Annotated in this window: 3 protein-coding genes and 5 pseudogenes; 4 read left to right on the forward strand and 4 right to left on the reverse strand. The window is 58.6% G+C overall.

All coding sequences use genetic code 11. The features are described from left to right. Positions 1–619: 619 nt before the first annotated feature. Positions 620–1,750: a nodulation factor fucose acetyltransferase NolL gene (nolL, locus tag AC0WRY_RS37995; RefSeq protein WP_128929892.1), complete on the forward strand. Its 1,131-nt coding sequence runs from the start codon at positions 620–622 to the stop codon at positions 1,748–1,750. Positions 1,751–1,759: 9 nt separating this feature from the next. After that, positions 1,760–2,046 (forward strand): annotated as a pseudogene (locus AC0WRY_RS38000) (transposase domain-containing protein); the annotation flags it as partial. 1,897 nt (positions 2,047–3,943) lie between these two features. On the opposite strand, the gene AC0WRY_RS38005 reads toward AC0WRY_RS38000, so the two are convergent. Beyond that, complete coding sequence (locus AC0WRY_RS38005) at positions 3,944–4,750, reverse strand: helix-turn-helix transcriptional regulator (protein ID WP_128929890.1); 807 nt, start codon at positions 4,748–4,750, stop codon at positions 3,944–3,946. Positions 4,751–7,385: 2,635 nt separating this feature from the next. After that, positions 7,386–7,645 (reverse strand): annotated as a pseudogene (locus AC0WRY_RS38010) (transposase); the annotation flags it as partial. A 252-nt stretch (positions 7,646–7,897) separates the two neighbouring features. On the opposite strand from AC0WRY_RS38010, the pseudogene AC0WRY_RS38015 reads away from it, so the two are divergent. Next, a pseudogene (locus AC0WRY_RS38015) lies at positions 7,898–9,114 on the forward strand (IS110 family RNA-guided transposase). A 312-nt stretch (positions 9,115–9,426) separates the two neighbouring features. On the opposite strand, the pseudogene AC0WRY_RS38020 reads toward AC0WRY_RS38015, so the two are convergent. Beyond that, a pseudogene (locus tag AC0WRY_RS38020) lies at positions 9,427–9,676 on the reverse strand (transposase); the annotation flags it as partial. 72 nt (positions 9,677–9,748) lie between these two features. Between AC0WRY_RS38020 and AC0WRY_RS38025 the strand changes: the two are divergent. After that, positions 9,749–11,137 carry a transposase gene (locus tag AC0WRY_RS38025; RefSeq protein WP_128929889.1) on the forward strand — a complete coding sequence of 463 codons (1,389 nt, stop codon included), beginning with the start codon at positions 9,749–9,751 and terminating at the stop codon, positions 11,135–11,137. A 51-nt stretch (positions 11,138–11,188) separates the two neighbouring features. Here the strand turns inward: AC0WRY_RS38025 and AC0WRY_RS38030 are convergent. Further along, positions 11,189–11,935, reverse strand: a pseudogene (locus tag AC0WRY_RS38030) (IS256 family transposase); the annotation flags it as partial. Positions 11,936–12,638 lie beyond the last annotated feature (703 nt).

Genomic DNA, 12,638 nt, shown 5'->3' on the forward strand with positions numbered 1-12,638 from the left:
CTCCCAGTCGCAGCGTTCCGCCAAGAGGGTCTGTGGGCGTAAGCGCAGGTACTTCACTATTTCACGTTCCTGCATCCAATGTCTAAGGGCGCCTCGCTAGAGAAGACTGCGTTCTTCTTCGAGATCGATCAGGCTGCGTGGCGCATGATAGTAACGGGATGAGGAATCTGGTTATTCCCGGGCATCTGGATCATGCAGACGAAGTGTGCATGCGGACCTCCCCTATTCTCGTGAGCTTTGCCCTAAAAGAGCAAACTGCGTGCCACGAGTGTTACTGTTCAAGGAGAGCCTTATTATTGCGGAGACCATGGGGTGCGTAAACGCAGCCGATTGATTGCGGGTAGCAAGACGACTAATTGTGCAAGAGCTCTGGTAACGGTGGCCGGGCGGCGATCGTCTCACATCATTCACCATCTGGATGTGTCGCATCAATACAACCGATTGTACCAATCTGGAAAGATGAGCAAAGACGAGGAACGGAACGGCGGAATTGTCGCATTCGTTGCAATGATTACGTCAGTTTCGTCGGAGGGTGCACCAATCGGTCGGGAAGCCTTCGAGCCCGATCGGGTCAGCCCAACTGGCGCTCCGCGGGTCGTAAATCGCATGCCGAGGCATCATGTTTCATTGCTCAGCACAATCAACCGAGTGTAGTTCGCAGGCGCTCAAAGGAGCGCCGCGAGACCTAAGCCTTGATTTTGCTAAAGGCATGCTCATCATCTTGGTGATCATCGGACATTTGATACAATACGTTATTTGTAGAAATAACGAATATTGGCATTCGCCTTACTTCAAGTTCATCTACATGTTTCACATGCCGCTCTTCATGGCGATAAGCGGCTATTTGTCCCACGGAGCGCTAGTTTACAAGTCGCTGTCGCGCAGCGTCGCTGATCGTGTGAAGCAATTGTTGCTGCCGGCGCTATTTTGCGGCACGCTTCTCGAAGCAATCAAGTTGGGGGCGTTCAAGCTAGCTACGGGGTCAGTGCCAACAAGCCTGCGTGATGTACTGTTTGACCTTGCGAAGGAGCTAGTAGGCTCATATTGGTTCATTTGGACCACATTTGCCTCATTCCTCGTCATGAGGAGTCTTTTCGCGTTGTGCGGCCGGGTATCGGCCTGGGTGATTGGCACGTCAGCGATCTTTGTTGCCCTCACTCCGTTGACAGTTTCGATAGTGCCATTGGCGCGATACACTTACCCATTCTTTTGCCTTGGAGTCGTGTTCGCTCATTCGAAGGAATGGCGGACGGCCATAATCTCACGATACAAATCGCTCTTGATGGTCTTGCTTAGTGGAATGGCTTGTGCGTGCTATTTCAACTGGAACAAAACAACCTACGCCTACAACAACCTAGTACTGGTTCACGATACAAAGCAAGTGTTGCTTATGTTTCTTGGCTCTGCATCTGCCTCGGCAATTGCAATGGAAGTGTTGCTGCAGGTCTGGCGCTTTGGCTGTTCTAGTCGCGTGGTTCTCTTCGTTGCGGTAGGTCTTGGGCAGCGTACGCTGGTCCTTTATCTGATCCAGGGCGCCGTGTTCCGCTTGATGGACTTTATTTCGTTTGAAAGACCTTTCGAGCTATCAGTTAGAATCGCAATCGCTGCGGCGCTAGGGGCGGGAATTGTTGTCATCGCCGCAGCGATTCAGTGGATTGTGCGCGGCCTTCGAAGGATCTGGGAGTGTCGCCGGAGCGCTACTCGGATCGCTATTGGCCGTGTGGCCTCCGTTTGGGACAGAAGCGTTTAGCGTCGTGACGCCAGATGTGCCATCTTCGAACGCTTCCTGACCGATGGTCGCATCGAGCTCGACTCCAACATCGTCGAGCGCGCCATCAGGCCACAAACAATTACGAGAAAGAATAGTCTGTTTGCCGGCAGCGACGGCGGCAGACGAACCTGGGCGACCATCGCGACACTGTTGCAGACAGCGAAGAAGAACAACGTCGATCCGCTCGCTGGCTTGCTCTCACGCTTCAGCGTATCGCCAACGGCTGGCTGAGCAGCGAAATCCACGCCCTTATGCCATGGAACCACGCCATCTGACGGCCTCACCCTGCCGCTTACACTTGTGCCGTGGTTGGACACGATCATTCCTGGCTTGTCGCGTCGCTCGACGATCGCCGTCAGTTCGCGGGCGACGCGCCATCCTGAGATCCACTGGAGAACCTGTCTTGCACAAAGTCCAGCGACGGCTCGCGTTGGGCCACGCCTCGACAAGGGTCGTGGCACGGTCCCACGGCTTTGTGGCGAGCCCGCCGCTGGCGGACGGGGGGCCTTTCCCGCGATAAAAGTCACTAGATCCGGTTAGTTGCCGGGGCTCTCCCTCGCTGCCGCGGCTCGGCTAGTGCCGGCTATTCGGCTCGTGGATCGCTCAACCAGCCCCGCAGAGCCGTGCGCATGGTGACAGGAGCTAGCGCGATCATCCACTCTTACCCGACCTATCTGAAACCCACTTGGTAGCCGCACACACCTGGTGGATTAAATCGAAAACCGTACGCGAGCTCCAGGGGATATCAGAAAGATAAGAGAGACGAATTCGCGGCTGAGCAAGTTAAATAGCGTCCCATTTGCAGGAGATGCTCGCGCCTGATCGCTGTAAGGTAGACACACATGAATGGATCACCGCACCACGATAAGCTCGTGAGAGCCGAGCGATGCAGCGCACTAATCCAGACTCAACTCGTCAAAACGCGATGTCGTGACGGCAGGCGCAGAGCTCGTGTGGTCCGCGGGGCACCATGCTTTGAGAGTTGCATAATGTGACGCTTGTGATTGGGCAAGCCAGACGAGATACAGACATCAAATGCGATCGCGAAACCGCCAAATCGGGTTAGGGGGGCTCAAGCTCTATTTGCGCCCTTCCCTTCAAGGGTGAACGAGATGCAGCATCCTGCCCGGGGGGCGACGAATTTACCGAGATGTTGTGGAATACGGGAACGACCCCGCACGTTCCAATCCACATGGAACACGAGAGAATTGCACTGGCCCGATAGCGAAGGTTTGTCGTTGCCCACGACTGCTGCTTCGGGCGCAGGCCCCCTGAAGGGCGGATCACTAGCTAATGCCATCATCAATGGCGTGGTTACGAGAGGGATAATAATAGAGAGCCATCGAGTTAGGACCCTGATTAGCGCCGGTGACCGAGAGGCAAGCCAAGTTTTCGCGCCTTCTGACGCAGCGACCCAACGGTACGCTTTGTAAGCTTTGCAATTTGAATGACCGGTGTTTTGGCCCTTGAATGGGCGCGGAGTTCCTTCACGTCCGCTCTACTGTACTCGCGTCGCGCAATCTTCTTTTTTACCTGTTTTGCCATACTTGCTCCGGTGTCCTATTTACGCGAACAATATCAGGAAGGCACCGGTCTTGCCAAGGCTTACAAGCACTTCTGGGATGCATTCGCTAGTCGGCGGCCGTGCCAGCCTCATTCGTGAAGAGCGGCATGTCTTCGGCGGCATCTTTTATCGCCACCCCGGGGGAAGCGCCTGAATGTGCCAGCGTCGCATTTGCATCATCAGCAAGGATTGATCCGCGAACAGTCGGGACTTGCGAGCGCATGATGGATCGGGAGTATCTGTTCGCAGTCGCATCAACCGTTCCTCTCGCTTGAAAGCAAGTGAGCCTGTATAGCGCGACAATCTGGGTGGGGAGCTTCCACCCTAATTGCCGCGCGGCATGAGCCTGAGAAATCGGGGCGCAGCGAACGTGTTGATCTCCCACGCAAGTTAGGCGGCGCAGTGTCGAGCATTGTAAGCGAACTATCCATCACTTCGGGTGCAAGCTATGGTTGTTCTCACTTAGCCGGACGTGACCAAGCGCAGCGTTGGATCGGTAGCACCGGAATTATTCTCTGAGCAGTTCGCGCGCCGGGCATCCGTCGGATCAGGACCAGAAAAGCTCAGGGGATCGTCTGAACTTGTGGGCACCCGGCAGCGGCCATGCTTCATTGCCTTGCCAAAGTACGGTTCTTCGATTTCACTGTATGTCCCTTTGAGAAGCGGCACTCCTCGTTCGTTGGGGAAGCGTAGTGAATAAGGCCGGCGCGGTAGGCTTCTCTGATTGCCACAGTGCGCGTACTTGTACCCATCTTTCGCATAATGTTCTTCATGTGGAAGTCGACTGAATTCCCGCTGATGTGGAGGAGCCGGCCGATATGCCAGGAAGACCTGCCTTCCGCCGCGTGCAAGAGGATCTCTTTTTCACGTGGAGTGAAAGTAACATTCAGATATCGGTTCTCATCTGGTAGGGGCGCGATAAGGCCATAACCGATGTGGAATTGAGAGGCCAGTGCGGCGAGGTGAAGTAAGGAGCCTTTCGGATCAGCCCGATCGCTTTCGGAGGCAAACAGCGCCACGGATACATGGCCCTGCGCTGCGAAAAGGGGAACGCTTATGCCGCGCTTAAAGCCCGCTATTTTGTAGAAATCCAGTGCGCGTTGCTCTTCTGGCAGCAATCGACATCGTGCAGACAGCTCCTCCCAGCATATTGGGCGTGAAAAACGCCGTGATCGATGAATTGCGGGGTCTATATTGCCGTATTCGTGTTCTGCGTAGGGCTTACTCCAGTGGGATGGAAAGTTCGAGGCGATCATGGGGGCAGGACTTTCACGAAGGCGTTTGGGCGGGGCGTATGTTACTGCCGCATATGCTACTGAACCGAAGCCCAGCTTTCCTGCTTTGCTTACCAGCATTTGGAACAGAGGTGAAAGCGACTGCGTGTTGGCTGCGCAATTGATCAAGTCGTAGTTCATAGCTGCCACGCGATGGGTTCATGCTTGGGGAGTTGATTGCGGGGTAGACGAGCGGTCCGACTGATATCGACTGTCATCCGTCTCCCGGTGGCCGCCGAGATGAGGACCAGCGGGCTTGGTTGTAGGTCCTCACTCCGAGACGGTAGTAGCGACTGCCTTTCTTGGCGCTTTGGCATAAGACTGGGTGCGGGCGGTGGCGTCGCTCCTACGGTGTGATGCGCCGCTTGTTCCGACTCGTGCAGGACGAGCGGGATGTATCCGGCGGACCGGCGCTGCGGAAGCCGGCGAGCAAAACTAACGACGTGCTGCCTAAAGGCCCTGCTTTGTTTAAGGCGCGTGCGGCGTCCACATAGGCTCGGATGAACGCAAAGACGTAACTTTTTAGGTAATCGCGAGGTCAGCGTCGCGCGGTTGTCGTGAGCATTCACAACTCTATGACCGGGTTTGACGCGCTTTCTTGCGGTGTTCCTATTGCGTATGCGCCGCTGTTCGGTGTCTGAGTGGGGACAAGCTACGAAGCCATTGCTCATGTGGATCTCCAACGCTTTTATGCTCGGTGAGCAAGTTGCGTGCCGCTGGGTCGACCAGCTGCATGCAGGCGCCATGTTACGATTGTTGTTAAGAATGCCGTGGTGATGCGCGTGCTTAGGAGCACAATAGAACTAGCGGGTAATGCACAGCTGATGGGCGAGAGCGGTGACTTCTGTTCTTGAAGATGGAAGTCTTCGCTTGTGATCGCGAGCAGGCGATCACAATGAAACAGGGACTATGGGTCAGCCGAAATGGCCCAAGGGGTATCGATCGGATGCCACGCGAGCGCAGTTGCCCAGAGCTCGCTAACTTCCTGAGGAAATCCGTTATCGCTTAGGAGCGGCTCTGGCCGAGAGACCCTGACCTAAGCGGCACGTTTGAATCAGGTGTGTTGATTTGGGTTCCGTTCTCAAAAGACGATCGCCGATCTTCGGGCATGACAGTCGGGCGCGCTGCAATGTTCTATCGTGAGATCTCTTGGCCGCCGCATGCCCGGGCTAAGCGTGGTGCCCGCTCTCAGCGGTATCGAAGGCACCGTCAAGCGGCTAATAACACCAGCGTATACGGTGCTCAGATGCGGCGATTTACGCCGTCTAGCGAGGCCTTGCTTTAGCGGAATATTGGGAGGTAAGCGTCTTGTCAGTCACTCTGCTGAGCCAAGACAAATTGTGAGAGATCAACGCTAGTTATGGAGCGATCTAAAACAAACAGTTGTTGGGACCCAAGGGGCTCTCGCTTTAGCTCATTCAAGTCAGCCGAGCACGGCTGGCGCGGTGAGGTGTTTCGTTTCAGACGAGGAGCACAGAGGTGTGCCCCCAAAAAAACGTCGCATGCGCGCTATCCAACGCCTCTGTACGAAAAGGGACCCGGCTCGGCCGGCCCACCGTCCTCGGCCGCTCGTTTCGCTCCTGATCTCAGCGGTGACTACCGCTTGCGCGAATGCCATCGCAACCGTACCTCGGCTGGCCTCGCTCCCCGGGAAATACAAGGATGGTTGCGGAACGGTGGTCATGGCCGGTGGGCTCGCTTCGAAGGAAATGCCAGAAGAGCGTTCCGTGGTCGGGCTGCCTGTCCATCGCATGGAATTTATCTAGTCTTGGCCAGAACTCGACGCTCATTTGGCAACTTACTTCTATGCGACGGCATGCAGGGCAGTGAGTTCATCTTGTCGCCTCTCAGCGTGTCCCCCTCTTCTCTCTTGGTTAGTCGAGGCACGGCTCTTGCTGCCTACAAAGAAGCATCACCATCCCGCCTCCCTTGTGGTGATGTTAGGGGCGGGTTCGGCACGACCAGCTGCTGCCGGACCGCCCCGACGATCGTAGACGATAACAGATGAGAGTGGGCCTTAGGCCAACCTATTTGTGATTCGCGGCACGTGCCGTGCAAAGCGCTGTGTCCTTGCTGCATGGTCGCAGTTCGCTCCATGCTCCGTGACGCCGAACGTCTTGTGATCTGCGAGAAGATGGCGCGTTTAGCGGTGGATGATCGAGCCGTTAATCCGCGCGCAAGGGGCTGGTTCGCGAGCTCGCTTTGCAGGGGTGCCAAAGGACCGCTTGTCGGGTCTCAAACGAGGGCTCGTTGATGGAGCCGAATCGACTTGTTCTCTCGGCGATCTCGAAGCGCTGTCTGCCGTTGTGTTAGGTAGGAGCATGGGTATTGTGGCATGCCGTCGCTCATCCTCGCGGCTGCCTTTGATTGCCTCGATCAGAAGCGAAGTGTCCGCTGGTTCGCTTCAACAGAGTAGAAGCTTGTAGTGCAACGAGTAGCTGTTACGTTCTGTTACTCGAAGAACTGTGCTGCTTCGAGGACCTCGCAGCAAGTTCCTGATGGACCGTACTCGTTCGTGCGGCCCAATCAGTGGGACGTGGAGTTACGGTCTCGATTGGGCGCGTGATGATGTAAGAGCCCAGAGCCGCGCGACGATGCGTGGGGCAAAATTGATGCTCTCCCTTGCGCCTCAACCCAAAAGCGCTGACACTCAGCCTGGCTCGAGTCTAATTGGGGCCGGCCTTGGAGTTCTGCAGCTACGAGATCAGCGACAAACTCTTATGATTTGCGACCAATTCGAGATCGTGTTCCGTGGCGTGGTGTAGCTGAGTGCGGGTCACCGCGTTCGCCGGCATGGGCCGGATCGGTCGCTGGCGATTGCCGGGAAGCTGACGGCGGGATCATCGCCCAACGGGGCGATGGTTTCCAGTGTCATGTAGCGGCCGCGCTGGACCGCCCACTCGTCGTTCTGGTCGAGCAGGATCGCACCGACGAGGCGTCGATGGCGTCTTCATTGGGGAAGATGCCGACCACTTCGGTGCGGCGCTTGATCTCGCCATTGACCCGTTCGAGCGGATTGGTAACCGGTATGAGAGTTCTCGGTGCCAACGTTCCGCTGCGGTGTTCGACATCGTGGCGTATGGTGCGACCATCGGGACAGAGGCACCGGGAGCACGAAGGTGCGGGCAGGCCGATACACACGATGAGCCGAGAGCTCGTGTTAGTAGCTGGCCGCCTCTGCGACTTGCCCGGTTGCGCCGTGAGCGCGAGTCCGTAGTTGTCGTGTCGCCCGCCGCTCCCGCAATAATCAACGGAAGGGAGGACGCGCAGATGCGACGCGTGATTGGTATCGATGTTCACCGAACCTTCGGCGAGGTGGTAATCTGGAAAGACGGCATCCTTCGACATGCGGGCCGGGTCGACATGACCCGGGCCGCCCTTGAAGGATGGGCAAGAGTCTGCGGTCGACCGACGAAGTGGTGATCGAGGCGACTGGAAATAGCATGGCGGTGTCGCGGGTGCTGACGCCATTCGTGGCGCGGGTGACTATCGCCAATCCGTTGCAGGTGAAGGCGATCGCTCAGGCGCACGTCAAGACTGACAAGATCGACGCCGGTACACTCGCCAGCCTGCAGGCGGCGGGCTCCCTGCCGCAGATCTGGACGCCTGATGCGGAGACCGAACGCAAGCGCAGGCTGGTGGCGCGGCGCTACCAGGTCGTGCGGCATCGCACGCGGCTCAAGAACGAAGTGCATTCGATCCTGAATGCGCACCTGATCCCAAAGTGCTCGCATGCCGATCTTTTCAATGCCCGCGGCCGGGCGTGGCTGGCCGCTCAACAGTTTCCGGACGATGAGCGCGCGGCGATCGATCGGCACGTTCGTGAGCTCGACCGGCTGGCGGAGGACTTGGCCCTGCTCGACCGCGAGATCGCGCAGGACGCCATCGACGATTCCGCGGTCAACAGAGTGATGACGATCACCAGCGTGAATGTGACAGTCGCTACCGGGATCGTGGCGGCGATCGGCGACATCAGCCGGTTCAGCAGCCCGCAGAAGCTGGTGAGCTATTTCGGGCTGAACCCGAGGGTGCGGCAGTCGGGACTGGGAGCCGCCCATCACGGTCGAATCAGCAAGATCGGCCGCAGTCACGCATGCGCCATACTGGTTGAGGCGGCCTGGGCAGCGGCCAAGGCGCCCGGTCCACTGCATGCGTTTTTCGTGCGCATCCGTGCGCGGCGTGGCCACCAGATCGCCGCGGTCGCCGTGGCTCGGAAGCTCACTGTGCTCTGCTGGCATTTGTTGACAAGGGGCGAAGATTACCTGTGGGCCCGCCCAGCGATGGTCGCCAATAAGACCCGCGCGATGCAACTTCAAGCCGGACATCCGCAACAGAAAGGCAACCGGCGTGGACCAGCCTATACCTGCAACATCAAGGCGCTGCGCGATGGCGAGATGTCGATTGCCGCCCAGGCGGAGCGAAGCTACGAACGGTTCATGTCGCAATGGAAAGCGCGGCGGCCAAAAACCGGCGCGCGGGCGCCTCAGTTCGGCAAGACAAAATAGGGCAGTCCGGTGACGCTTGCAGCCGACGCGTCACGCTTCGCCACGAGGTCGCCCGCGCCCAACAATCATAATCGCAGCTGACGGCAACTTCCAGCCGGGCCAGTCCCGTTCCACGCAGCCGCCGTGCTCGGGCGGATCATGGCCAAGCCTTGCGGTAGCCGCAAATGCGGCCAGCCTTGACCGCCCCTGCGCGCGGCGGCTGCGTGATCGGTGGCCGGGACGGAAGAATGACCCGCGCGACCGAACAAAAGAATGGACTTACAGCGATTTTCGCAGTCGTCGTCTCGGTCTGAAGAAATCGCTTGTCCATCTCATCCGTCGAGTGCAGCTTGGCGCGATGCGCGGCTGGGAAGCTCATGTAGGCGAGCACGTCGGTTTCGGCCTCGTCGAGGAAGGCGGCGAGCTTCGGGAGCTTGGGGCGGAGCTGGTCGGTGATGCGCCGCCATTGCGCCCGCGCCTCCTCGGCATGGTCCTGGGCAAAGGCGGTGGCGATGAAGGAGGAGACGACGCGCCGGCCGCTCTTGCCGGCATGCGCCAGCGCGTTGCGCATGAAGTGCACGCGGGGGTCGTTGAAAAAGCTGCAATTGGCTGATTCCGTTCTCGTCGGCGATTCGCGATTGGCGGAGCAAACGAGATGCTGGGGCGCAAGGAGCGGGATCAGTTGGAGCTCTTCATCACTGGCTCGCTCAGACAGCTCGTCCCAGATGAGCACGTGCTGGCACGGGTCGATCGTGTGCTCGACCTATCTTGGCTAAGGGAAGAGGTCTCCGACCGCTATAGCGCGAACGACGGTCGGCCGGGCGTCGATCCGGAGGCCGCGGTCCGCCTGATGCTCGCGGGTCTGCTCACCGGCATCGTACACGATCGCAAGCTGATCCGAGAGGCTCAGGTTAACATCGCCATTCGCTGGTTTGCTGGTTATGGCCTGCATGAGCGGCTACCGCACCATTCCAGCCTGACGCGCATCCGCCAGCGCTGGGGCGAAGAGCGATTCCGTAGGATCTTTAAACGCACGGTCCAGGCCTGTCTGAAGGCCAAGATCGCAACAGCCGAAGTGGTTCACATCGATGCGTCGCTAATCCGCGCCAACGTGAGTTGGGATAGCCTCACCGAGCAGCATGCGGTGGATGTGCTGAGCGAAAATCAAAGCGAAGATGAAAGCGAGGATGAGAGAAAGGGCCGGCAAAGCGGGAAGTACAAAAAGGTCTGCACGACTGATCCCGATGCGACAATGGCTACGAATGCCCGAAACCGGCGGCTGGAACCCGCTTACAAGCAGCACACTGCCGTCGATGACAAGGTCGGTGTCATTCTGGATGTCGCGGTCACGACTGAACAAACGAACGAAGGAGAGATGATCGAGCCGCAAGTCGATGAGATCGAAGCGATTACGGGCATCGACATCAAGGTCGTCACCGCCGATGCGGGCTATGCCTACGCTAAAGTCTACGGCGCGCTCGAGCGGCGCGGCATTGATGCCCTCATCCCAGCTAAAGCCGAACCAATCAAGAGTCGCGTACCGCTCAGACGCTTCCGGTACGATGCCAAGAACGACATCTTGAAGTGCCCGCGAGGACGTATCTTGCGCCCCGCGCGGCCCATCAAGCACGGCCGTTTCTTTTACGCGAAGGCGAAGGATTGCACCCGGTGTCCGCTCAAGCGGGATTGCCTATCCAAAGGGCGGGTTAACAAAGCGGTCGTTGTCGGTGACCATTATCCGGCACTGCTGCGCGCCCGCCGCCGTCGCGAGCGATGGAGTAAGCAGGATCGACATCTCTATCAACGCCATCGCTGGCGCTCAGAGGGATTCCACGGCGAAGCCAAAACTTGGCATGGGCTGGCGCGCGCCGTACGGCGCGGTCTACCGAATATGAAGATCCAGGCCTACCTGACGGCCGCCGCCATCAACCTCAAGCGGCTGGCAACCGCTCTCCTTGCGCTTATTCTGTCTTGGATTGTCCCTCAAAATGCGTTTGCGGCTTCAGATCGCGCCGTAGCGCGGGCTTTGACGCGAGGGCCATGATAGGCCGGTCGCTGCATCGCGCGAATCTATGGGCCACTTCTTCAACGACCCCACGCGGCAGCGCTGCCAGGAGGCGTTGAGCACCTTGGCCACGGTCGCCTTGATCCCCTCGTGGGCGTCGGAGACCACCAGCTTGACGCCGCGCAATCCCCGCCGCGCCAGCTTGTGCAGGAACGCGGTCCAGAACGTCTCGGCCTCGGACGGGCCGATGTCCATGCCGAGCACCTCGCGCCTTCCGTCGCTGTTGACGCCGACCGCGATGATCACCGCGACCGAGATGATGCGCCCGTTCTGGCGCACCTTCACATAGGTGGCGTCGATCCACAGATAGGGCCAATTGCCCTCGATCGGGCGGTTGAGGAAGGCCTTCACCTTGTCGTCGATCTCACCGCACAGCCGCGACACCTGGCTCTTGGAGATGCCGCTCATGCCCTTCGCCTGCATCTGGTCGTCGACCGAGCGAGTCGAGACGCCGTGGACATAGGCCTCCTGCACCACCGCGGTGAGCGCCTTCTCGGCCATCCGCCGCGGCTCCAGGAAGCCGGGGAAGTAGGAGCCTTTGCGCAGCTTGGGAATGCGCAGCTCGACGGTGCCGGCGCGGGTCTCCCAGCTCCGATCGCGGTAGCCGTTACGCTGGACCTGCCGCTCTTGGCTCTTCTCGCCGTACGCGGCTCCGGTCAGGCCCTCGACCTCCAGCTCCATCAGCCGGTGGGCAGCAAAGCCGATCATCTCGCGCAACAGATCAGCATCGGGGATCTTCTCTACGAGCGTGCGCAGGTTCATCATGTCGTCGGTCATCGGTGGTTCCTCGAGTCAGGTTGGCTGTCGCAATCCAAACCTTACCGACGAATCATCGGTGACCACTCGCAAAGCCGCTCGCTCGCTACAGCGCTATGGGGGAGCGCGCGTCGCGAGCGGCTTTGCTAATGAGCTACACCACTCCCTGGGACACGACCCCACTCTCGTCACTCCGAGATTAAGGAGGTAAGCCAGTTGCGAGTACCGCGTCGGAATCCAACGCCAAAAGGTGTGACGTATGCGCAATGCAAGCAAAGATGGTGTAAATGCTCGCCTCTCAGCGGGTAGTCGCAGGAGCGCCGGCTTGCCCTATCTGCCTCAATCAGGCCGTTTCAGCTGAAACAAGTTGCCTCGACCTGTACAACCCAAGTGGCGGCTGCAAGGTACCTTGCCACCTCATGCGGCAAGGATTCAGGTTGTTGATTTTGCTGGTATGTTGGAACGTGGTACTGTCGATCGAGGTGTGCCAGGAATATCGGAGCACGGTGATCTTCGGGCAGGCGAAGTCCTGAGCGGGAAGTCTGGGCTGGTCGCGCTCGTTTGCGGCTTTGTTCTCTACGTCAGGTTGAATTGCCGAATTCGGAGGGGTAGCTCGAGAAGAAAGCAGTGAGGGCCCGGGTCATACTTGTGTATACCGGAGCGGGCCTATAATCGGAAGTCCGTAGGTTTTGGGCGAGAGCAGTAATCGGCCCTCATCCCGGAC

This window comes from Bradyrhizobium sp. T-12 (assembly GCF_058314695.1).

Coding starts and splice junctions, on each gene's coding strand:
- nolL (WP_128929892.1), top strand. CDS start 620: ATGTTTCATTGCTCAGCACAATCAACCGAGTGTAGTTCGCAGGCGCTC.
- AC0WRY_RS38005 (WP_128929890.1), bottom strand. CDS start 4,750: ATGAACTACGACTTGATCAATTGCGCAGCCAACACGCAGTCGCTTTCA.
- AC0WRY_RS38025 (WP_128929889.1), top strand. CDS start 9,749: ATGCTGGGGCGCAAGGAGCGGGATCAGTTGGAGCTCTTCATCACTGGC.